21 protein-coding genes and 2 other annotated features are annotated in these 23,447 nt (G+C 38.7%); of the genes, 20 read left to right on the top strand and 1 reads right to left on the bottom strand.

Annotation, left to right across the window (positions count from 1 at the left end; translation table 11 throughout):
• Positions 1 to 63 precede the first annotated feature (63 nt).
• The gene (thrS, locus tag HNQ80_RS21550; RefSeq protein WP_184312752.1) at positions 64 to 1,977 is read left to right on the top strand and encodes a threonine--tRNA ligase; all 1,914 of its coding nucleotides are present in this window, start codon (positions 64 to 66) and stop codon (positions 1,975 to 1,977) included.
• A gap of 57 nt (positions 1,978 to 2,034) precedes the next feature.
• On the opposite strand, the gene ftsH is transcribed toward thrS, so the two are convergent.
• Positions 2,035 to 3,447, bottom strand: coding sequence for an ATP-dependent zinc metalloprotease FtsH (ftsH, locus tag HNQ80_RS21545; RefSeq protein ID WP_207727144.1), 1,413 nt, complete (start codon positions 3,445 to 3,447; stop codon positions 2,035 to 2,037).
• A 25-nt stretch (positions 3,448 to 3,472) separates the two neighbouring features.
• Between ftsH and HNQ80_RS25735 the strand changes: the two genes are divergently transcribed.
• From HNQ80_RS25735 to HNQ80_RS21455, 19 genes are all read left to right on the top strand, one after another.
• A complete protein-coding gene (locus HNQ80_RS25735; protein ID WP_207727143.1) occupies positions 3,473 to 3,646 on the top strand; it encodes a hypothetical protein in 174 nt (57 codons plus the stop codon).
• Positions 3,647 to 3,997: 351 nt separating this feature from the next.
• Positions 3,998 to 5,161, top strand: a complete 1,164-nt coding sequence (locus HNQ80_RS21540) for a DUF3798 domain-containing protein (RefSeq protein WP_184312751.1) — start codon at positions 3,998 to 4,000, stop codon at positions 5,159 to 5,161.
• 131 nt (positions 5,162 to 5,292) lie between these two features.
• Positions 5,293 to 6,897 carry a sugar ABC transporter ATP-binding protein gene (locus HNQ80_RS21535; RefSeq protein WP_330602987.1) on the top strand — a complete coding sequence of 535 codons (1,605 nt, stop codon included), beginning with the start codon at positions 5,293 to 5,295 and terminating at the stop codon, positions 6,895 to 6,897.
• Between the two features lie 2 nt (positions 6,898 to 6,899).
• The gene (locus HNQ80_RS21530) at positions 6,900 to 7,943 is read left to right on the top strand and encodes an ABC transporter permease subunit (protein ID WP_184312750.1); all 1,044 of its coding nucleotides are present in this window, start codon (positions 6,900 to 6,902) and stop codon (positions 7,941 to 7,943) included.
• Between the two features lies 1 nt (position 7,944).
• Positions 7,945 to 9,231 carry an ABC transporter permease subunit gene (locus HNQ80_RS21525; protein ID WP_184312749.1) on the top strand — a complete coding sequence of 429 codons (1,287 nt, stop codon included), beginning with the start codon at positions 7,945 to 7,947 and terminating at the stop codon, positions 9,229 to 9,231.
• 60 nt (positions 9,232 to 9,291) lie between these two features.
• Positions 9,292 to 9,427 (top strand) — a sequence feature (ribosomal protein L20 leader region).
• Positions 9,428 to 9,431: 4 nt separating this feature from the next.
• Positions 9,432 to 9,980 (top strand): translation initiation factor IF-3, encoded by a 549-nt coding sequence (infC, locus tag HNQ80_RS21520; RefSeq protein WP_243183479.1) that lies wholly within the window; start codon positions 9,432 to 9,434, stop codon positions 9,978 to 9,980.
• Positions 9,981 to 10,003: 23 nt separating this feature from the next.
• Positions 10,004 to 10,201 carry a 50S ribosomal protein L35 gene (gene rpmI / locus HNQ80_RS21515; protein ID WP_184312748.1) on the top strand — a complete coding sequence of 66 codons (198 nt, stop codon included), beginning with the start codon at positions 10,004 to 10,006 and terminating at the stop codon, positions 10,199 to 10,201.
• A gap of 29 nt (positions 10,202 to 10,230) precedes the next feature.
• A complete protein-coding gene (rplT, locus tag HNQ80_RS21510) occupies positions 10,231 to 10,590 on the top strand; it encodes a 50S ribosomal protein L20 (RefSeq protein WP_184312747.1) in 360 nt (119 codons plus the stop codon).
• A gap of 390 nt (positions 10,591 to 10,980) precedes the next feature.
• A complete protein-coding gene (rlmB, locus tag HNQ80_RS21505) occupies positions 10,981 to 11,784 on the top strand; it encodes a 23S rRNA (guanosine(2251)-2'-O)-methyltransferase RlmB (RefSeq protein WP_184312746.1) in 804 nt (267 codons plus the stop codon).
• A gap of 119 nt (positions 11,785 to 11,903) precedes the next feature.
• Positions 11,904 to 11,996, top strand: coding sequence for a YqzL family protein (locus tag HNQ80_RS26740; protein WP_184312745.1), 93 nt, complete (start codon positions 11,904 to 11,906; stop codon positions 11,994 to 11,996).
• A gap of 9 nt (positions 11,997 to 12,005) precedes the next feature.
• Positions 12,006 to 12,222 (top strand) — a binding site (T-box leader).
• Between the two features lie 74 nt (positions 12,223 to 12,296).
• A complete protein-coding gene (locus tag HNQ80_RS21495) occupies positions 12,297 to 12,488 on the top strand; it encodes a hypothetical protein (protein ID WP_184312744.1) in 192 nt (63 codons plus the stop codon).
• Between the two features lie 31 nt (positions 12,489 to 12,519).
• A complete protein-coding gene (gene pheS, locus HNQ80_RS21490; RefSeq protein WP_184312743.1) occupies positions 12,520 to 13,539 on the top strand; it encodes a phenylalanine--tRNA ligase subunit alpha in 1,020 nt (339 codons plus the stop codon).
• A 45-nt stretch (positions 13,540 to 13,584) separates the two neighbouring features.
• Positions 13,585 to 15,981, top strand: coding sequence for a phenylalanine--tRNA ligase subunit beta (pheT, locus tag HNQ80_RS21485; protein WP_184312742.1), 2,397 nt, complete (start codon positions 13,585 to 13,587; stop codon positions 15,979 to 15,981).
• Positions 15,982 to 16,245: 264 nt separating this feature from the next.
• Complete coding sequence (gene zapA / locus HNQ80_RS21480; RefSeq protein WP_184312741.1) at positions 16,246 to 16,818, top strand: cell division protein ZapA; 573 nt, start codon at positions 16,246 to 16,248, stop codon at positions 16,816 to 16,818.
• A gap of 246 nt (positions 16,819 to 17,064) precedes the next feature.
• Positions 17,065 to 19,533 carry a DUF3656 domain-containing U32 family peptidase gene (locus HNQ80_RS21475; RefSeq protein WP_184312740.1) on the top strand — a complete coding sequence of 823 codons (2,469 nt, stop codon included), beginning with the start codon at positions 17,065 to 17,067 and terminating at the stop codon, positions 19,531 to 19,533.
• A 41-nt stretch (positions 19,534 to 19,574) separates the two neighbouring features.
• Complete coding sequence (locus tag HNQ80_RS21470) at positions 19,575 to 21,953, top strand: endonuclease MutS2 (RefSeq protein ID WP_184312739.1); 2,379 nt, start codon at positions 19,575 to 19,577, stop codon at positions 21,951 to 21,953.
• Positions 21,954 to 21,969: 16 nt separating this feature from the next.
• Entirely contained in the window at positions 21,970 to 22,326 is a 357-nt protein-coding gene (locus HNQ80_RS21465) for a hypothetical protein (protein ID WP_184312738.1), read from the top strand.
• Positions 22,327 to 22,340: 14 nt separating this feature from the next.
• Positions 22,341 to 22,808 (top strand): DUF523 domain-containing protein, encoded by a 468-nt coding sequence (locus tag HNQ80_RS21460; protein WP_184312737.1) that lies wholly within the window; start codon positions 22,341 to 22,343, stop codon positions 22,806 to 22,808.
• A 21-nt stretch (positions 22,809 to 22,829) separates the two neighbouring features.
• Positions 22,830 to 23,417: a GerMN domain-containing protein gene (locus HNQ80_RS21455; RefSeq protein ID WP_184312736.1), complete on the top strand. Its 588-nt coding sequence runs from the start codon at positions 22,830 to 22,832 to the stop codon at positions 23,415 to 23,417.
• The last annotated feature ends 30 nt before the right edge of the window (positions 23,418 to 23,447 follow it).

Below are 23,447 nucleotides of genomic sequence, written 5' to 3'. Positions count from 1 at the left end.
AGGATTTTATATTTTCTGATTAAATTTTGTAAAGTGTTTATAAAGATGAAGGAGGTATACCACATGGACAAAATTAAAATTACGCTAAAAGATGGATCGGTAAAGGAGTTTCCTAGGGGTACAACAGTTATGGAAATTGCAGAGAGTATTAGTCCACGGCTTGCAAAGGAAGCTGTAGGTGGAGAAGTGAATAACAAAACAGTAGGACTAAAGTACGCTGTAAATGAAGATGCGGAACTGAGTATTTTGAAATTTGAAGATGAAGAAGGGCAAGATGTTTTTAGGCATACAAGTGCTCACATTTTGGCTCAAGCCGTGCTAAGATTGTTTCCTGAAACAAAATTAGCCATAGGACCTGCCATTGAAAATGGGTATTACTATGATTTTGATTCGGAACATCGATTTACACAAGAAGATCTTGTAAAGATTGAAAAAGAGATGGAGAAAATAGTTCAAGAGGATTTGAGTGTAGAAAGATTTGAGTTGCCAAGAAATGAAGCTTTGAAATATATGGGAGAAAAAGGGGAAGCTTATAAGGTAGAACTTATTGAGAATTTGCCTGAAGATGCGGTGATCTCATTCTACAAGCAGGGTGAATTCGTAGATTTGTGTGCAGGGCCTCATTTACCAACAACAAAACCTGTAAAGGCATTCAAGTTACTGAGTGTGGCTGGCGCTTATTGGCGTGGAGATGAGAAGAATAAGATGCTTCAGCGGATTTATGGAACATCCTTTCCAAAACAGAAAATGTTAGAGGAATATATCCATAGAATGGAAGAAGCGAAGAAGAGAGACCATCGAAAGATTGGAAAAGAATTGGATTTATTTAGTATTCAAGAGGAAGGACCAGGATTCCCATTCTTCCATCCAAAAGGTATGGTCATTCGAAATATATTGGAAGATTTTTGGAGAAAAGCCCATGTAAAAAGAGGATATGAAGAAATAAAGACACCTATTATTTTAAATGAGCAGTTGTGGCATACATCAGGGCACTGGGACCATTATAAAAACAATATGTATTTTACAGAAATAGATGAAACAGATTTTGCAGTAAAACCCATGAACTGTCCTGGAGCTATGCTAGTATATGACAGAAAAATGTTCAGCTACCGTGATTTCCCGATTAGAATGTGTGAGTTGGGACTTGTTCACAGACATGAGCTTTCAGGTGCTCTTCACGGATTAATGAGAGTCCGATGTTTTACACAAGATGATGCCCATATCTTTATGCTTCCTGAGCAGATTAAAGATGAAATCAAAGGTGTAATTGATTTTGTAGATTATGTCTACAACATCTTTGGCTTTAAATATCATATTGAACTTTCTACAAGACCAGAGGATTCCATGGGCACAGATGAAGAATGGGAGCTTGCGATTAATGGTTTAAAAGAGGCATTAGAAGAAAAGGAACTTAAGTATAAAATTAATGAGGGAGACGGGGCATTCTATGGTCCTAAGATTGACTTCCATTTGGAAGACTGTATCGGAAGAACATGGCAGTGTGGGACAATTCAGTTAGACTTCCAGATGCCGCAAAGATTTAATCTCACTTACGTAGGTAGAGATGGCGAGAAGCATACACCAGTTATGCTCCATAGAGTAATCTTTGGTAGTATTGAAAGATTTATCGGTATATTGATTGAGCACTTTGCAGGAAAATTCCCAGTATGGTTAGCACCAGTGCAGGTGAAAATACTACCAATTGCCGATAAGTTCTTGAACTATGCAGAAAAGATTACAGAAATGCTGCAGGATTTAAATATTCGAGTGGAACTAGATGATCGAAATGAGAAGATCGGCTACAAAATTCGTGAAGCCCAATTGGAAAAAGTACCTTATATGATTATTGTTGGGGAAAAAGAAATGGAGACAAATACGATTTCTGTTCGATCAAGGGATAAGGGAGAGCTAGGCAGCCAAGATTTCCAAACATTTATTGCTGGCGTACAAGAAGAGATTCATTCAAGAGCATTATAGAAAAATGATAGAAAAATGATAGAAAAAAAGAGTCGTTTTGGTTTCAAAACGACTCTTTTATGTTAGCGTGCTGCATGCCAGCTTTTTTTGAGCTTCTTCGAAAATGGCATCAAACTCTTCGCCTGTTAATGTTTCTCGATCAAATAATGTTTTGGACACTTCTTCAAGAATCTCTAGATTCCCTTTTATATGCTCTAAGGAATCGGTATAGCATCCATCAATAATGGTTTTTATCTCCTGATCAATCATAGGGTAGCAGTTTTTTGCCAAATGAGGATCAAATATTCTGTTGCCTAAGGTACTCATGCCATATTCACATACCATTTGATAAGCGATGCTGTTGGCTTTTTTTAAATCGTCACGAGCGCCCGTGGAAACTTCGCCAAAAATAATTTCCTCAGCAGCACGACCACCTAAGAGCACTTTTATTTTATTTTGCAATTCTCTTTTTGTGATAAGATAGCGATCTTCCTCTGGAGAATACATCACGTATCCTAGGGCTTCGCCTCTTGGGATAATAGAAACCTTCGAGATTAAATCTGTATTTAAAAGCTTACCTATCAAAGCATGACCTGCTTCATGATAGGACACAATTTTCTTCTCTTTTTCCATAACCACTGCATTTTTACGTTGAAGCCCAGCCATAACTTTTTCAATAGCTTGATTAAACTCATCAATACCAATATGCTTTTTATTGTTTCTTACTGCTAAAATAGCAGCTTCGTTGGCAATATTTGAAAGATGGGCACCAGACATGCCATGGGTTCTTTTGGCAAGACTTTTTATGTCTACCTTGGAATCGATGGGTTTATTTTTAATATGAACTTTTAGAATCTCTTCTCGTGCCCGTATATCAGGATTGCCAATGAACATATGGCGATCAAATCTTCCAGGTCGAAGCAGGGCTTCATCTAAGAGATCTAGACGATTTGTGGCACCAACCACAATAACCGTCTGATTAGAATGAAAACCGTCCATTTCAATCAAAAGCTGGTTAAGGGTTTGATCTTTTTCATTATTGCTTTCCGAGCTTCTTTTTGCACCAATGGCATCAATCTCGTCAATAAATATGACACTGGGAGCATCTTTTTTTGCTTTTTCAAAAAGAGTTCGCACACGTTTTGCTCCAACACCCACATATTTTTCTACGAATTCAGCGCCACTGGCAGGAAAAAAGGCTGAATTGGTTTCTCCCGCAATAGCTTGAGCTAGTAAAGTTTTACCTGTTCCTGGAGGACCATAAAAAAGAATTCCTTTAGGGATCTTTGCGCCCATTTTGTAATATTTTTCAGGACTGTTAATGAAGTCGATGACTTCTGCAAGTTCCTCTTTTACTTCTTCAAGACCAGCGACGTCTTTGAAACGAATAGCAGGCCGATCAGAGCTTTCACCCCGTTTTTCATCTTTTTCTTTTCTTTCACTTTTAATATGAACAGGCTCCAACTCAGGTGAACTATCCCCCCATTTCATGTAGAGTGTGAATAGACTTCCCGCCATGAGTAATAAAAAGATTCGATTGGCGTTGCTGATGTTTACTAAGGGTGGATCCCCTGCAAAAGAGCCCAATAGCAAAAAGCAGGAGAGAACGAGTCCAATCACGATTGAAATAGAAATGATCTTATGCTTTGAAATGTTTCATCACCTTCCTTCCCTTTTTATTCATCATTAGTTTGCCCAATGTCCTATGAAAAATATATAAAAAAAGATGAAAATTTTCTAATAATAGATAAGATATTTGCGAAATGTGGATGGTTGAAAATTCTACGTAAAAAAATTAAATATATAAAAAATAATAAATATGTCAAATATTTAAAAAAATTCAAAAAAATAAAGGATTTTAATGACCAATATAGAATATAATTTTCCATGGTAAATTAATCCTTGTATTTTAATGATGAACTTCGTTTATGAATTGGACGAGGGGTGCAGCATAGTGCAGTATATACATCTGATTTTAAAGGGGAATGGAAATGATCCAGTCCTTTCTTTGAAATATATAATTTAAATGGGGGGAATCTAAATGTTAAAAAGGAGTTTAGCAATTATTTTAGCAGTTTTAATGATGCTCAGCTTAGCTGCTTGTGGTCCAAAGCCAGCAAGTCCAGAGCAACCTGCTGCTGCAGAGCCTGAAAAAGCAGAGAGTTTTAAAATCGGTATCATGACAGGTACAGTTTCTCAGAATGAAGAGGAGTTTAGAGCGGCTGAAAAGGTAAAAGCGAAGTATGGCGATATGATTGTATTGCAAACATATCCTGATAACTTCATGAAAGAGCAAGAAACAACGATTGCCAATGTATTAAGTATGGCATCTGATCCAGAAGTGAAAGCCATCGTAATTTGTCAGGCAATTCCTGGTACATCTGCTGCCATCGACAAGGCAAGAGAAGTAAGATCAGACCTTCTTTTCGTTGCTGCGGTTCCTGGTGAAGACCCAGACATGATCGCTTCTAAAGCTGATGTGGTTCTTCAAGCGGATGAGCTTGGAATGGGTGTATCCATCATTGAGCAAGCGAAGGCAATGGGAGCAAAAACATTTGTTCACTATTCTTTCCCAAGACATATGTCTTATCAATTACTTGCTATGAGAAGAGATATCTTCAAAGAGCAGTGCGAAAAGAATGGTATCCAATTTGTTGATGCCACAGCACCAGACCCAACAGGAGATGCCGGTGTTCCCGGAGCACAGCAGTTTATTCTTGAAGATGTACCAAGAAAGGTTGCTGAACTAGGAAAAGAAACAGCGTTCTTCAGCACAAACTGTTCGATGCAAGAACCATTGATCAAATCTACATTAGAGCAAGGCGCATTGTTCCCACAACAATGTTGTCCTAGCCCATATCATGGATATCCAGGGGCATTGGGAATCACAATTCCTGAAGATAAAGCTGGAGATATTAATTATGTAGTAGAGCAAATCAAAACTAAGATTGCTGAAAAAGGCGGTACTGGAAGATTCTCTACATGGCCAGTTCCTGTAAACATGATGTTTGTTGAAGGTGGCGCTGAATATGCGAAAGCTTATTTAGAGGGTAAGTTTACTGAGAAGGTTAACCAAGAAGAGTTAGCAAAGATCTTCAAGGATATCGCAAAAGCTGACATGAAGATAGATGTCTTAACAAGTGAAACAAGTGGTAAGAAGCTTGATAATTTCTTCATGGTTCTTTCTGATTATATTTCATTCTAGTAAACATAGGGTTGCCGTCTTGGCGGCAACCTTATTCTAATTTCCTTTTGAATACAGCGCTTAAAAAAGATATCAATAAAAATTTTTTATTGAATTATGGTCATAAAATTCACAGAGGAGGGATCGAATCCGTGGGAGCAAGTACAGTACTAGAAATGAAGAATATCGAAAAAGATTATTTTGGTAATAAAGTTCTTAAGGGCATCAACCTAACAGTAAAAGAGGGAGAAATACATGCCCTATTAGGTGAAAATGGGGCTGGAAAATCGACGTTGATGAATATTCTATTCGGTATGCCTGTGATTCATTCCACTGGCGGATTCAATGGAGAGGTTATACTAGATGGAAAACCAGTACAACTAAAATCACCCAAAGAGGCCATGGAAGCTGGAATTGGTATGGTGCATCAAGAATTCATGCTGATCCCAGGGTTTACGATTACGGAAAATATCAAATTGAATCGCGAAATAACAAAGAATAATATGCTAAGCCGAATTTTGGGGCCTAGCTTAAAGAGTTTAGATATGGAACAGATGAATAAGGATGCCAGAAAGGCATTGGATACATTAGGGATAGGCATTGATGAATGGATGAAAATAGCAGGACTTCCTGTGGGATATATGCAGTTTGTAGAGATTGCCAGAGAAATCGACAAAAGCAATATAAAACTTCTTGTATTTGATGAACCAACCGCTGTGCTAACAGAAAGTGAAGCAGATACCCTATTGGAGGCAATGAGAAAAATCGCCGCATCCGGTATTGCGATTCTATTTATTACTCATCGATTGGATGAAGTAATCAACGTAGCGGATAACATTACGATTTTGCGAGATGGAGAATTGGTAGCAACCCTTAAAAAAGAGGAAAGCAATGTGATGCAGTTGGCCGAGCTTATGGTTGGAAGGAAGATTGATAAGCTTGGTAAGGACAAGGATATCCAGCAGAAAACCAGCGATGAAGTAATTATGAGAATAAAAAATATGGAAGTCGCTATGCCCGGAGAAGAAGTAAAGGGTATAGATCTGGATATTAAAAAAGGCGAAATCATTGGTCTTGGTGGTCTTGCTGGTCAAGGAAAAATCGGGATTGCCAATGGAATCATGGGATTATATCCTGCCTCGGGTGAAGTTGAGCTAGAGGACAGAAAAATTGAATTGAATAACCCCAATGCGTCTTTAAAAAATGGTCTTGCCTTTGTTTCAGAGGATCGAAGGGGTGTAGGACTTTTGTTAGATACATCCATTGAGCTAAACATCGCCATAACAGCTATGCAGAGTCAGCGAAAGTTCTTAAATCACTTCCTTTGCTTTGACCAAATGGATGGAAAAACTGTGAGAGAGCATGCCATGAAAATGATCGAAGATTTAGATATCCGCTGTCGAGGTCCACAGCAGATTACGAGAAGATTAAGTGGAGGGAATCAACAGAAGGTTTGTATTGCCAGAGCCTTGACTCTGAATCCAAATATTTTGTTTGTTTCTGAGCCAACCAGGGGTATTGATATTGGCGCAAAGAAGCTGGTGTTAGATTTACTGGTGAAGTTAAATAAAGAATTTGGAATGACGATCGTAATGACTTCCAGTGAATTGGGCGAACTAAGGTCCATATGTGACAGAATTGCGATCATTACTGAAGGTAAGATTGAATGTATACTTGAGCCAGAAGCCAGTGATGCAGAATTTGGTTTGGCCATGGCTGGTGGATACAAAAAGCTTCACAGCAAGGAGGCAATATAAAGATGAAAGAGAAAATTCAATCCCTAACACAGAAGCTTGGAATACCTAGAATGATCATCATTGGTTTTTTAATCACACTGATTTTTGGAGCATTTTCCTATAAAATACCTTTGGGCGCCTTATCGACGGATACTCTAGTGCGTTTTGGAATGAATGGTGTATTGACCTTAGCACTGGTACCCTGTATTTTATCAGGTACAGGAATGAACTTCGGTTTGCCTTTAGGAATTATTTGTGGAATTCTAGGGGGGCTTATCAGTATCGAAATGGATCTCACGGGAATGACTGCCATATTTGCAGCAATGATTATCTCTATACCGTTATCATTGGTTTCGGGCTATTTCTATGGGCTGCTCCTAAACAAGGTAAAGGGATCAGAGATGATGGTAGGTACATATGTAGGCTTTTCCGTAGTATCTCTTATGTGTATCGGATGGCTGGTACTTCCTTTTAGAAATGGAGAGATCATTTGGCCGATTTCAGGAAAAGGACTAAGAACAACCATTGCATTGACATCTAGATATGACAAGATACTAAATAAACTTTGGACATTCAATATAGGAGATGTGGCCATTCCAACGGGACTTATACTTTTCTTTTTATTCTGTTGTTTCATTGTCTGGTTATTTTTAAGAAGCAAGACTGGGGTTGCCCTGAAGGCTGTAGGAGATAATCCAAGATTTGCAGTAGCTTCAGGCATCGATGTGGATCAATCAAGACTGATTGGGACAGTGCTATCAACAATCCTTGGTGGTATTGGTATTATTGTATATGCCCAAAGCTTTGGTTTTTATCAACTTTACCAGGCACCTTTGTATATGGGGTTTCCACCTGTAGCTGCGATTTTAATTGGAGGAGCATCCATTAAAAATGCAAAGATCAGTCATGTTATTTTAGGAACTTTCTTATTTCAGGCTCTTTTGACGATCGCGCTACCTGTTGCCAATAAAATGGTTACAGAAGGAAATCTTTCAGAAGTATTAAGGATTATTGTCAGTAATGGAATCATTCTTTATGCATTAACTCAAGCAGGCGGGGGTGAATAAAATGGTAGAAGTTAAAGAAAAGAGCCTAGAGAATAAAAAACATGGGAGCTATATAAAAAATTTACTATTTGAAAACATGGTACCTTTGTTATTTATCATCATGTGCCTTATCGGGATTAAATTGTCAGAATTACCAGTGCCTTTTATTTTAAATGAATTGGTAACAAGATTGTCAAGAAACGTATTTGTGGTTCTTGCATTGATTATCCCCGTGTTGGCTGGTATGGGATTGAATTTTGCCATTGTCTTGGGTGCTATGGCTGGACAGATTGCCATTATCGCTGTTACCCATTGGCAAGTGGGAGGATTACCTGGACTATTGCTTACTGTGCTGATCTCAACACCCTTTGCTATTTTGTTTGGTTACCTAACAGGAAAACTGTTAAACAAAACCAAAGGGCAAGAAATGGTTACCAGTATGATTTTGGGCTTTTTCGCCAATGGTGTGTATCAGCTTCTCTTCCTTTTCTTAGTAGGCACCATTATTCCAATGAAGAATCCTGTATTGGTAATAAGTGGTGGGGTAGGGATTAAAAATACTATCGATCTTTTAGCCATTAAATATTCTCTTGATAATATTGTAAAATTAAATATGTTTCAAGCTTTATTGGTATTTGGCTGCTGTTATGCTGCCTTATTGATGGGCTATTTGGTTTATAAAGTGGTTGTAAAGAAATCCCAATCTTTTAATAAAAGAAAAGTATTTATTCAGCTGATTTTAGCAAGTGTAATGATTGCCATCGGTGTAGTGATGATGAATGCAGTCACCATGTATAAGATCGTGATGGTACCTATGGTAACGTTCGTGGTGATTGGAATACTATGTTTATTTAATGTATTTATTGTAAAGACTAAATTAGGCCAAGAATTTCGAACTGTTGGACAGGATATGCATATTGCCAAGGTATCTGGGATTCATGTGGATAAGGTGAGAATTATAGCTATTGTGATTTCGACTCTATTGGCTGGTTGGGGACAAATCATTTTTTTACAGAATTTAGGGACGTTGAATACTTACGGAAGCCATGAGCAGGTTGGAACATTTGCAGCTGCAGCTATTCTCATTGGTGGCGCATCGGTATCGAGGGCTACTATTGGTCATGCCATTGTAGGTACGTTGTTGTTCCATACCTTGTTTATCGTATCACCACTGGCAGGAAAGAACTTGTTGGGAAGTGCTGAAATTGGAGAATATTTCAGAGCATTTGTTGCCTATGGGGTTATCGGTGTTTCTTTAGGGTTACATGCTTGGAAAAATCAAGTCTCCGCAAGAAGAAAAGCAAAATAAATCTGAAAAATTAGGAAAGACTGTTGACAAATAAAAAAGACGGTGTTAAACTATGTAAGTGATATGAAGTAGAAGTTATCCGCTTCTCACCTTACAACATGGGTTCGTAAGGTTAATATGAGCTTGTTACTTATTTCTAAGTATTCTTTTGAGCTTATGAGGCGGATGTGCTGAACATCCGTCTTTTTATTTATATATGCATGTGGATGTTGTTGGAAAAATATAGGAGGTGGCCGATTATTAAAGATTTAGAGTTGAACGAAGAAATAAGAGACCGTGAAATCAGGGTAATTGATGCTGATGGTGAACAGTTAGGTATTATGCCCACAAAACAGGCATTGGAGATTGCCATTGAAAAACGATTAGACTTGGTGAAAATTGCACCTCAGGCAAAACCACCTGTTTGCAGAATCATGGACTTTGGCAAGTATAAGTATGAGCTTTCTAAAAAAGAAAAGGAAGCCAAAAAGAAACAAAAAGTGATTACATTAAAGGAAGTTCGATTAAGCCCTAGCATCGAAGAACATGATTTAAATGTGAAAGCTACCCACGCCATTAAGTTTTTACAAGATGGTGATAAAGTAAAAGTTACTATAAGGTTTAGAGGTAGAGAAGTTGGTTATGTGGATTTAGGACATCGTGTTATGGAGAAGTTTACCCAATTGATTGCTGATGCAGGAAATGTTGAGAAAAAGCCAATCATGGAAGGTAAAAACATGATCATGTTCCTAACACCAAAGAATAGTTAGAGCTTAGAGGGGAGGAAACAAACATGCCAAAAATGAAAACGCATAGAGGCGCAGCAAAGAGATTTAAGCTAACAAAAAAAGGTAAGGTTAAGAGAAACAAGGCGTTTAAAAGTCATATCCTTACGAAGAAGACTTCAAAGAGAAAGAGAAATTTAAGAAAAGCTACGCTATTAACAAGCGCTGATCAGCATAGAATCAAAGTATTATTACCATACGCATAAAAATAGAGTTGTAAAGGAGGTAGAAATATATGGCAAGAGTAAAAAAAGCGATAAACGCTAAGAAAAAGCATAAAAAGATCTTAAAGCTTGCAAAAGGACAATACGGCGCGAAGAGTAAACTTTTCAGACCTGCCAATGAAGCAGTAATGAGAGCTTTAAGATTTGCATATATTGGACGTAAGTTAAGAAAAAGAGATTTTAGAAAATTATGGATCGCGAGAATCAATGCTGGTGCTAGAATGCATGGCATGTCATACAGCAGATTGATCAATGGATTAAAGCAAGCTGGTATTGAGATCAACAGAAAGATGCTATCTGAAATGGCAATCTATGATGAAGTTGGCTTCAAGCAACTAGTGGATGTAGCAAAGCAAAAGCTTAACGCTTAATGAAATAGACTCTTTTATAGAGTCTTTTTTTATAGTATAAGAAAGGATACTTTCTTATACTATAAAAAACAAGGGTGCAGGGGAAGTATTCCCATGCCGTAGTCAGAGGGGTGCTCAGGCTGCTTTGCAGCCGTCGAAGGGGAACTAGGTTCCCCTAGCGAAGCACACATAGTGTGATTTTTTATAGAATGTTTTTATTCGTATCTATTTTGGATATTATAAAAGAAAGATAATATGTAAATATTAAAAACAGATAATTTATAGGGGCGAACAGTGTTCGCCAGATATCTGCTGAAGGTGGGCGAACGCTGTTCGCCCCTACATAATGTATAGTATCTATTATGATGTACAGATGGATGAAAAGTAAGGGTAAAAGGTGAGGTGTATGCCTTGATCAATGAGATAAGCTCTCCCGAAAATTCTATCGTAAAACATGCGAGACAATTGACGAAGCGAAAGATGAGAGAACAATGGCAGGAATATATCATTGAGGGAGTACGTATTATAAAAGATGCTTTGGAGAATGAAAAAAGCTTAAAGAAGATTTTATTTTGTGATGAGCTTTATGAAACTGCTGGTGGGGAAGAACTTCTCGAGGAGCTTATGCAAAGAGAGATACTATTATATAAAATACCTGTTCAGCTCTTCAAAGAGCTTTCGGACACACAAAATCCCCAAGGAATTATGGCGCTTGTTTCTATGGATACCTATAGTATTGAAGATATATTGAGCAGAGATAGAGGTTTCTATATCATTTTAGATAGAATTCAGGATCCAGGAAACATGGGGACGATTATTAGAACTGCCGATGCAGCAGGAGCGGATGCTATTTTTATTACCAAGGGTTCTGTAGACCTTTATAATAGCAAGACAATCCGTTCTACTATGGGTTCCATTTTTCACCTACCCATCTTGTCCACTGGAAATACCAGTGAAATAATTGCTTTATTGAAGTCGCAAGGTGTAAAAATTATTACTACCAGTCTTGAAGGTGAAAAATACTATTTTGAAGTGGATTATAGGGAAATGTGCGCAATCATTGTGGGAAATGAGGCCAATGGCGTACAACAAGAGGACATCATGTCTTCTGATATATTGATTAAAATTCCTATGCTTGGCAAGGCAGAATCCTTAAACGCATCAGTGGCTGCATCTATTGTTATGTATGAGGTTGTACGACAAAGAATAGGATAAGGATATAGTCAGAAAATTTTAAAATTAGTTCCGGTTATTCACTGTATAATTCTTGTAAACCTTTTTTCCCTGTGCTATAATGTATATAAATCAGCCAGTGAAAAGGGGTGTCGGCGATTATGTTTGCCACAAAGGAATGGTTTTGGAAAGTTTTTATGTTAACTGGTAACATTAACGCCTACTTGGCTTATAGAGAACTTGCGACAAATTAATGAATATAGAGATCAGTTATGATAGAGAAAAGTAGAATGTAGTTTGACTTACAGAGAAGAAATGCCAGAGGCTGCGAGCATTTCTAAGTTTAAAGCATTTGAAGTTCCCTCTTGAACTATAGGGCTGAAATATACAGTAGGCTCTATCGGTGGACGCCGTTATGTCGAATGAGTGGTTGTTTTACAACTATTAGGGTGGTACCGCGGAGAAATCTTCGTCCCTTTCGGGATTGAGGATTTTTTTTATTGTCTAAAATAAGGGATACTATAGGTGTATAGTTTTCACAGGAGGTATCAAAGGTGACATATATCAGTAGTTTTATCATCTTCTTTGGTGTATATTTTGTGATGAGTTTGATTTTAAATCGATGGAGTAAACAAAAGGAGAAAAAAGAACTGAAGACCATTGCAAATCATGCTTTTTATGCAGGAATGATTTATGTTTTGGCACTGATGCTGTTTAGGTCCTTCGGGAATCTTTTCAATAAATAAAATAAGAAATGCTGTAGGAAGGAGAATGAAAATGAGAGAAAAGCTTGAACAAATACAGTCCTTGGCTTTGGAAGAAATCGTAAAAGCCCAGTCCATGCAAGAACTTGAACAAGTGCGTATCAAATACTTAGGAAAAAAAGGAGAACTAACTGGAGTTCTCAGAGGAATGGGAGGATTGTCTCCAGAGGAAAGACCTATTGTTGGTCAGATTGCCAACGAAGTAAGAGAAAACATTGAAAATGCATTAAGTAGTGCGGTAGAAGGGGTTAAATCTATCGAGAAGAATGCAAGGCTAGCTGTAGAGAGCATAGATGTCACTATGCCAGGTAAATCCCAAGAAATCGGACATAGACATCCGCTAAATGTGGTGTTGGACGAGATAAAAGGAATTTTTATGGGTATGGGCTTTAAAATAGCGGAAGGACCTGAGGTAGAAACAGTATTCTATAATTTTGATGCCTTGAATGCACCACAAAATCACCCTTCAAGAGATCTGTCAGATACTTTTTATATTTCAGAAGACATTTTGTTAAGAACACAGACTTCTCCAGTTCAGGTTAGAACGATGGAGAGATCAAAGCCTCCAATCCGCGTCATTTCACCAGGTAGATGCTTCCGTAGAGATACACCAGATGCTACCCATTCACCGATGTTTCATCAGATAGAAGGTCTTGTGGTGGATAAAAACATAACCATGGCAGATTTAAAAGGAACATTAGATCATTTTGCGAAACAGTTCTTTGGTGTTGGAACAAAAACGAAGTTCCGACCACACTACTTTCCTTTTACAGAGCCAAGTGCAGAAGTAGATGTAAGCTGTTTCAAGTGTCAAGGCGCAGGGTGTCGTGTATGTAAAGGCAGTGGGTGGATTGAAATTCTTGGTGCAGGAATGGTGCACCCAAATGTATTAAAGGTATGCGGGATTGATCCAGATATCTATAGTGGATTTGCCTTTGGGATGGGATTAGATAGGATTGCCATGCTGAAGCATGAAATCGATGATATTCGCCTTTTCTTTGAGAATGATATGCGCTTCATCAAGCAGTTCTAGATGGAAATAGTAAGTAGATAATAGAAATAAAGGAGGTATAGGATCATGTTTGTACCATTGAAGTGGTTAAAGGATTTTGTAGACATAGATCATATCGAAGTGAGAAGGTTAAGTGAAGACTTAGAAATGTCAGGGTCTAAGGTGGAGGCTGTGGAAGTATTAGGAGAGGAAATTGATAAGGTTGTGGTTGGAAAGATACTGGAGATCCAACGACATCCAAATGCTGATAAGCTTCTTGTGACCAAGGTAGATGTAGGGAGTGAGATCGTGCAGATTGTAACAGGTGCGGATAATATTCGTGAGGGTCATTATGTACCCATCGTACTTGTTGGCGGGACTTTGCCGGGAGGCGTAAAAATCAAGAAAGGAAAGCTAAGAGGAGAAGAGTCCAGTGGCATGATGTGTTCTGCTAAAGAGCTAGGTATCGCTGATAAGGTTATTCCAGCCTATCAGAAAGATGGTATTTATATTTTAGACCAGGCCTATATACCAGGTACGGATATCAAGGAAGCCCTTGGAATTAACGGGCATGTCATTGAATTTGAAATTACACCGAATCGTCCAGATTGCCTGAGCATCTTGGGAATGGCAAGAGAAACTGCCGCAACTTTTAATCTTGATTTAAAATATCCTGAAATTAAAATCGACAATGTGTATGGAGATATTCGAGATTTTGCATCAGTTGAGGTGCTAAATACAGAATTGTGTAGAAGATATACTGCTAGAGTGGCAACAAATATCGTTATTCAGCCCTCTCCTGAGTGGATGCAGAGAAGATTGATGGAGTCAGGTGTTCGACCGATTAGTAACATTGTAGATATAACCAATTATGTAATGCTAGAAATGGGGCAACCTCTTCATGCTTTCGATTTAGATATGGTAGCGGGCAGAAAGATCATTGTGAAACAGGCAGAAGAGGGTTCTGTTTTCAAGACATTGGATGGAATAGAGAGAAAGATGGACAGCAGCATGCTCATGATCTGTGATGGAGAAAAACCGGTAGGCATTGCTGGTGTCATGGGTGGAGAGAATTCTGAAATAACAGATGAGACTAAAGTCATTCTCTTTGAATCAGCCAATTTTTATTCTGACAATGTACGAGCAACATCTAAAAAGTTAGGACTTAGAACGGAGGCTTCAGCAAGATTTGAAAAAGGTGTGGACCCTAATATTGCGCTAAGTGCAGTGAATCGAGCATGTCAGTTGATAGAGGAGCTAGGTGCAGGTAAAGTAGTGCAAGGGGTCATCGATATTTATCCAAACGAACTTCAGAAAAGATCATTAAAAGTAAGACCACAACGAATCAACGATCTGCTGGGAACGAAAATATCTTCAGAAGAGATTGCAGCCATCCTTAAAAAGCTTGAGATCGAAGTGGCTCAGGAGGAAAAAAGCTTATTACTGACAATACCAACTTTTCGTCAAGATATTACTGAAGAAATTGATATCGTGGAAGAGGTGGCAAGAATCTATGGTTATAATAGGATTGACGTGACGATTCCAAAAGGGAATTCTCAAGGGGCAAAGACAAATGGACAGATTATTGAGGATTATGCGAAAAAGCATCTAAATGCTGCTGGGGTTACAGAGATATCTACGTACTCATTTGTAAGTCCAAAAGGATTTGATATGATCGGACTGCCAGAAGAAAGTTTTATGAGGAGAACGGTAAAATTAATCAATCCTCTTGGAGAAGAAAACAGTATCATGCGCACTACCTTGATGCCTAATATGCTTGAGGTTCTCTCCAGAAATAACAATCGAAATGTAGAATCAGTAAAGGCCTTTGAAATCGGAAGAGTATTTCTTCCCCATAATATTCCTGTGGAGCAATTGCCTATAGAAAAGCCAGTACTTGCCTTGGGGATGTATGGTAAAGACGTAGACTTCTTTACCATGAAGGGGACTATTGAAAGTGTTTTCAGCAATTTAGGTATTCAAAATATTGAGTTTATACCTGAAAAAAATCATCCAACATTCCATCCGGGAAGATGTGCTAACCTTCTTTGGGAGAATCATATTTTAGGTGTTTTTGGCGAGATACACCCTGATGTGGCTGAGAATTATGATTTAGAGGTAAGAACATATCTGGGAGAGATCGACTTTAATATTGTGCTTCAATTAACCAGATTGGATAGGATATACAAGGCGTTGCCTAAGTATCCTGCAATTACTCGGGACATTGCCTTGGTAGTAAAGGATGAGGTTTATGTGAAGCAAATAGAGGATGTGATCAAAGGCAATGGTGGAAAGCTTTTAGAGCAAGTTCAACTATTTGATGTATATAAAGGCAAACAGATTAAAGAAGGTTACAAGAGTGTTGCTTATGCCCTTACGTATCGAGGGGAAGATCGTACGCTTACAGACGAAGAGGTAGTGAAGGTACACGACAAAATCTTAAGTCAGCTAAAAGAAAAACTAGATGCTCAATTAAGAGACTAAAATAGGTCCGGCAGATTACTGCCGGATCTATTTTAGTTTATTCATCCCTTCAGAACATAATTGGATAGATATACCTACGAAATTTCATGGATATAAGCCAATGGCAGTATTTATTTCATGTCAAGGATGTAATATAATAGTACTATATATTTATGAGTCAGAAGAAATCTATAGAAATTCCCACGGTATGTAAAAAAAAGAAGGAAATGCTATTCTTTTACAGAATTAATATAGGGACTCCAATCCATAGAAGGAGAGATATTGATGAGCAACAAAAGCAAGGTCGTTGTGCGGATCAATGGGCAAGAATATACCCTGGTTGGTACTGAGCCCCGGGAATACATGCAGAAGGTCGCAAATTATGTTGATGATAAGATGGTGGTCATTGCGAAGCAAAGTAAGAAGCTAAGTACTGCTATGGCAGCAGTATTAACTTCCGTAAACATAGCCGATGAGTATTTTAAGACGAAATCTCAATTGGAAGCATTGGAAAAGGAAGCATTACAACCCTTATATGAATTGGACCAGGTGCGCAATCAGCTGGCGGTTGCGACAGCTGAGGCGGAAGGTCAGAATCAAGAATATATTGAAATTATTCAACGATTGGAAGAAGATTTACGAAATGCCACTTGTATGGAACAGGAGAGCCAGGAACTGCTTTTTGAAAATAGAGAATTGAAAGAGGCTTTGTCTGAAAAGGAGCAAGAGATTGAGACGATTAGAAAAATGAATGAGGATTTACAAAACAAACTATTTGAAATGCAGATTAAATATGTACAATCTAGAAAAGAACTGGAAGCTTACATAGAGGGCTTTGATGGAGAAGGGAAAAAATAATTCTATGGGTTTTATAGTATGCTAAAAGTAGTGATATAATAATATTGCTACTTTTTTTATAGTATAAGAAGGTATACTTTCTTATACTATAAAAAAACAGGGGTGCAGGGGAAATATTCCCATGCCGCAGTCAGAGGGGTGCTCAGGCTGCTTGGCAGCCGTCGAAGGGGAACTAGGTTCCCCTAGCGAAGCACACGTAGTGTGCCTTTTTTATTGAACATAAATTATAAACAGGGGTTGAAACACTTGAGAGAAATAGAATTGCTAGCGCCAGCGGGAAGTTGGGAAGCATTGGTAGCCGCAGTGCAGAATGGTGCCGATGCCATATATTTAGGAGGAAAGTCCTTTAGTGCAAGACAAAGTGCAAATAACTTTGATGATGAAGAGCTTATAAAAGCTGTAAGCTATTGTCATATACGAGGAGTAAAAGTATTTGTAACCGTAAATACCCTGGTATCCAATGATGAATTAAAGGATTTCACAACCTATATATCATTTTTATACAATCATGATGTAGATGCAGTCATCGTACAGGATCTTGGTGCGGCAAAGCTTATCCGTGATCTTTTTCCTGATTTTGAGATTCATGCCAGCACCCAAATGTCAGTCCACAACTTAGAGGGGGTAAAGCTCTTGGAAGAGTTGGGCTTTCAGCGGGTTGTACTGGCAAGGGAAATGTCGGTGGAAGAAATCAAACAGGTTCAGGATAACTGTAAAGCTGATATTGAGGTATTTGTTCATGGTGCTCTTTGTATTTGTTATTCAGGCCAGTGCTTGATGAGCAGTATGATCGGTGGGCGAAGCGGAAATCGTGGGCGGTGTGCCCAACCTTGTAGAATGCCTTACCAGCTCATCAATATGAGAAATGGAGAGGTATTTAAGAATGAGGATGGAGATTATTTATTGAGCCCAAGGGATCTAAATACATTAGAGAATATTCATCAAATCGTAGATACGGGTGTGAAATCTCTAAAGATTGAAGGGCGACTAAAAAGAGCAGAATACGTAGCCACTGTTGTAGGTGCCTATCGTAAGGCCATTGACCAATATACCATGAATAAATCCAAGCCTAAACTTGATTCAGCTACATTGAAAGATGTGGAGCAAATTTTCAACCGTAAATTTACCAAAGGTTATATTTTGGGGGATTACGGAAAGAAAATCATGAGTTTTGAGAAGCCTAGCAATCGGGGAATAAAAATCGGAGAAGTTGTAGGCTATGATAAGAATAAGCAGAAGGTTGAAATCAAGCTCACCGATGAATTACGAAAGGGCGATGGCATAGAGATATGGACAGAAAAAGGCGATAGTCCAGGGGCTATCGTGGAAGTCTTGACTGTAAGAGGTGAAAAAAGAGAGACGGGGAATGCAAAAGAAATTATCCAAGTAAACTTTAAGCATTCTGTATCAAAGGGACAATTCGTTTATAAAACCTCTGATATCAGTCTGTTCCAACGGGCTAGGGAAAGTTTTGAAAGAATAGAAAGAAAAATACCTATTGAGGGAGCCTTTCATGGAAAAATAGGGGAGCATATTTTACTGACTCTTTGGGATCAAGAAGGGCATTATGTGGAAATTCGGGGAGAATATCAGGTAGAGAGGGCTCTAAAAAGGCCAACAGAGGAAGAAAGGGTTCGAGAACAGCTCATGAAGCTTGGAAATACGCCCTATGTATTCGAAAGTTTAGAAGTTCAATTGGATGGAGATGGAATTATTCCCATAGGAGAATTAAATGGATTGCGAAGAGATGCTATTAAGCAATTGGATGATTTAAGAGCAAATCACAATGGAAGACAACCAGTTGAGACAAGGGAGTTAAGAAAGAAGATGGATCAATGGTTTGTCGTTTCCAGAGGGGAACAAAGATCTGAAGTAAGCTTAAGGGTATCCGTTAATAATTTAACGCAGCTTAAAGCTGTACTTCGGTTTTCAGTAAATCGTATTTATTATACGGATTTTGACACCCTGGAGGATGCCAGTCAATTGGCGAAAAATCATGAGGTGGAGCTCGTACCTTCCTTCTCAAGAATAACTACTGATGAGGAGTTAAGAGATATCAAGACGTTTTTATCCAAAAACCGAAATCAGGTAAAAGGAATCATGGCCTCCAACTTAGGAATCGTAAAGGTAGCCAGGGATATGGGGGTAGAGCACATCTATGGAGATTTCTCCCTAAATGTATTTAATAATGGGGCTTTAATGTTATTGCATGAATGGGGCGTTGAGGAGGCTGCTTTATCTCCGGAACTGACGCTAAAGCAGATCAAAGAGATCATGGAGAAAGTGCCTATCCCTGGGGAAGTTATCGTACAAGGTCATTTGCCTTTAATGATCATGCGGCATTGTCCAACGACAGCTGTTCTTAACAAGAAGGGTCAGCAGGAGAACTGCAATCTATGTAGAAATAGTAGTTTAGGCTTAAAGGATCGCAAGGGTATGATTTTTCCAGTCATGATGGATCGTCAATGTAGAACTCATATACTCAATTCTCAAAGTCTATGCCTCATAGAGCATATCCAAGAGATATTAGATGGAGGTGTAGGAAATTTAAGAATTCATCTTACGATAGAGGATGAACATCAAATTGAGAAGATGATGGAAGCCTATGGACAGGTTCTTCAAAGGGGGATGATGACTGCTGCGGCAGAAGCGTTTTTAAAGGAAATGCGGGAACGTGGATTGACGAAAGGTCATTTTTATAGAGGCGTACAATAATTACCCTTTTGATAGCAAATAGAAAGTATGAGGAGAGGAAAATGAATACAAGGACATTAAGAGTGTTGGAATATGAAAAAATTAGAGATATGCTTCTGGAAAAGGTTGAATCCAGCCTTGGAAGAGAACTAGCCGAGAAATTAGAACCCTCCGTAAATTTGGAGAATGTAATAGAATGGCAGAAGGAAACCAGTGAAGCTGCCAGTGTTTTGATTCAGAGAGGAAATGTATCCTTGGGTGGAGTCCATGATCTATCTTATCATGTGCGGAGAGCAGAAATCGGATCCTTCTTGTATCCTGGACAGTTGCTAGAGGTCAGCGATACATTACGGGCTGGAAGAAAGCTAAAGACCATGTTTAAGGAATCTAAGGAAGGTGAAGGGAAGTATCCTATTATTGAGGGGTATGTAGGGCAGATCAGTACCATGAAGAACATTGAGGATCGCATTAATGAGTGTATTATCAGTGATGAAGAGATTTCTGATCATGCCAGCCCAGAGCTAAGAAGCATCAGAAGGCAGATGGAATCGAAGCATACAGCAATTCGGAATAAATTAAACAGTATTACTTCATCAAGTACTATGCAAAAGTATCTTCAGGATGCCATTGTAACTCAGCGGCAGGATCGGTATGTGGTGCCCGTAAAACAAGAGCACCGTGGAAATGTTCCAGGGTTGATTCACGACCAGTCTTCCAGTGGCGCTACCTTATTTGTCGAGCCAATGGCTGTTGTAGAGTTAAACAACGAGTTGAGAGAATTGAAAATCAAAGAACAGATTGAAATTGAACGAATTTTAAGGGAATTAACGGCTTTTGTAGGAGATAAAAGTACTGAAATACGTTCTAATCAGGAAATTTTAAAGAGATTAGATTTCATTTTTGCCAAAGGCAGACTATCAGTAAAAATGAGAGCAATAGAACCTAAATTGAATAACAGAGGATATTTGCGGATCAAAAATGGAAGGCATCCTTTGCTTGATGAGAAAAAAGTTGTACCAACGAATATTTGGAATGGGGATGAATTTAGCACATTGATTATTACAGGTCCCAATACGGGTGGTAAAACTGTAACACTAAAAACAGTTGGACTTTTTACATTAATGGCCCAATCAGGGCTTAATGTGCCTGGGGACTTCGGTACAGAACTTGCAATTTTTAATCAAGTGTTTGCTGATATCGGAGATGAACAGAGCATTGAACAAAGCTTGAGTACATTTTCATCCCATATGACCAATATCGTTGAAATTCTTGGGCAAGTGGAGAAAAATTCTCTGATTTTATTGGATGAGCTGGGGGCAGGAACAGATCCAACGGAAGGGGCTGCCTTGGCCATTGCCATTTTGGATCACTTATACGGACTGGGAGTAAAAACCATCGCCACCACCCACTATACGGAATTAAAGCAATATGCCCTAACCACCAAGGGGGTACAAAATGCTTCGGTGGAATTTGATGTGGAAACCTTGAGTCCTACCTACAAGCTGTTAATCGGTGTGCCAGGAAAATCCAATGCCTTTGAAATCTCAAAGCGGCTCGGATTAGGAGAATACATCATTGATAAGGCGAAAGAGTCGATTTCCAATGAAGATATCGCTTTTGAAGATTTACTAACCACCATTGAAAAAGATAAACAGAAGGCGGAGCAGGAGCGAGATAATGCGATTCGTCTGAAACTAGCAATCCAACAGCAAAAAGAGGAATATGATAGAAAAAGTGAAAAGCTGGAGGAACAACGAGAGAAGACGCTACGGGAGGCTCGGGAAGAAGCAAGGAGGATATTAAAAGAAGCGAAAGAGGATGCAGATCAAATCATCAAGGAACTGAGAACCTTGTCTCAAGAAGTGGAGGAGAAGGAAAAAAATCGGAGAATTGAAGAGGCTAGAAAGGGTCTAAGAGAAAAATTAGGTCAAGTAGATGAGGGCCTTGGCTTAGGTGTATCCTTGGGTGTAAATACAAAACCACCAAAGCAGTTAAAACCAGGAGATACAGTAATGATCTTGACTTTAAACCAAAAAGGGAATGTGGTGACAGTACCTGATGCCAATGGAGATTTAACAGTACAGGTTGGCATTATGAAAATCAATGTAAATATTGAGAATTTGAGATTGGATAGAGAAGAAAAGGAAAAGGGAAAGAAAACTGGAACAGGCAAGATCGTGAAGAGTAAGGCGGAAAATATTAGAACCTCCATTGATCTGAGGGGTCAACTTTTAGAGGAAGCTCTGTTAAATACGGATAAGTATCTGGATGATGCTTATCTTGCAGGAATTCAAGAGGTTACCATTATCCATGGGAAAGGCACCGGCGTGTTGAAGGATGGGATCAAGCAATTGTTGAAAGGGCATAAGCATGTGAAGTCTTCCAGAGAAGGTGCCTATGGTGAAGGCGGCGCAGGCGTAACTGTAGTAGAACTAAAATAGACAGGAGTGTGGGGGAATGATTGGCAGATTGGCTGGATTTATTCTGTTGCTTTTATGTTTCTTTGTACTCTATCTGGGATCTGTTTGGGAAAATTCATGGATGACGATGTTAGGAATTTTGCTAGGAGTTGCATCGGCAATATTAATTGTTATTAGTAGAATGAAACAAAATCTTGTTCTCTTAGAAGAATATAAAGCTCAGCTTAGGGAATTAGCCAAAAAACCTGATGATAAAGGTGCCATGGAAAAAGCCCATGCTGCTGGAGTAGAATACTATAAGAGCAAGCGGGATAATAGAACGCTCTTACCTATGGATGAGCATATTATTCAAAATGAGATCGCCCAGATATTAAACAAGAAAAAGAAGAAGTGAGAGGGGAAGCGTTTATGATTCTTATCAGTGCTTGTTTGGTAGGTGTCGACTGCCGCTATGATGGGGGCAGTAAACGAATAGATGAAATTGAAAAACTAGTTAAGGAGGGAAAGGCGATCCTTGTATGCCCAGAGCAGCTGGGCGGGTTACCCACACCCCGTATTCCCTGTGAAATTAAGGATGGCGATGGAAGCAAAGTATTGGAAAAAGGCGCCAGAGTCTTAAATAAAGAGGGAGAGGATTTAACGGATTCCTTTGTGAAAGGGGCAGAGGAGACATTGAAGATTGCAGCCCTTTATGGCGTGAAAAAGGCTATATTAAAAGCTAGAAGCCCATCCTGTGGAAAAAATAGAATTTACGATGGAAGCTTTCAAAAGTTGTTGATCGATGGGGACGGTGTTACAGCAGCTTTACTCAAAAAACATGGAATTTTGGTGTTAGATGAAGAGGATTTTAGGGAATATATAGAGAAAGAGTACTAATGACAAGAAAGGGGGATACCAATGAAAAAAAGAATGCTCTTTTTATTATTGGGACTTTTGGTAGTAAGTATGTTGTTTGTAGGGTGCAGCAAAGGGGATCAGAAGAAAACACCTCAGAATAGCAATCCGCCAACTACCAGCCAAGAGGAAAAAGGCACAGGAGAGATTCAAAACGAGGAAGAAATTGATTATGTGCTGTATTTGAAACACAGAGATAAACCCTATATCGTAGATGAAGCCTATAGCATTAAAAAGAATGATGAACGGTTAAAGGGAATTTCTATTGAGAAATTTGTCATTCAAGAATTAATTGATTTTAAAGATTTCCAAGCTTATGTGAATCCAATACCAAAGGGGACGAAACTACTGTCCATTGATAAGCAAAATCAAAAAGTGATTGTAAATTTGTCTAAAGATTTTTTAGTAGGCCAAAAAGGAACCAGCAATGATACTTTGCTTTCCATCGGAGCGATTGTGAATACCCTCACTGTACTAGATGGAATTGAGGAAGTAGAGATACTTGTGGAGGGCAAGAGCGTTGAAAAGATCAATGGTATTGATATGACCCATCCATTTGGGTATATGGAAGGACTATATCCAGATAAATAGTAGATAAAAGCAGCCGTTGGGCTGCTTTTT

It is taken from the genome of Anaerosolibacter carboniphilus, from assembly GCF_014205875.1.
GTDB lineage: Bacteria > Bacillota > Clostridia > Peptostreptococcales > Thermotaleaceae > Anaerosolibacter > Anaerosolibacter carboniphilus.
Note: the sequence above shows the minus strand (reverse complement) of the source record. Positions and strands in the feature narration are given on the sequence as shown.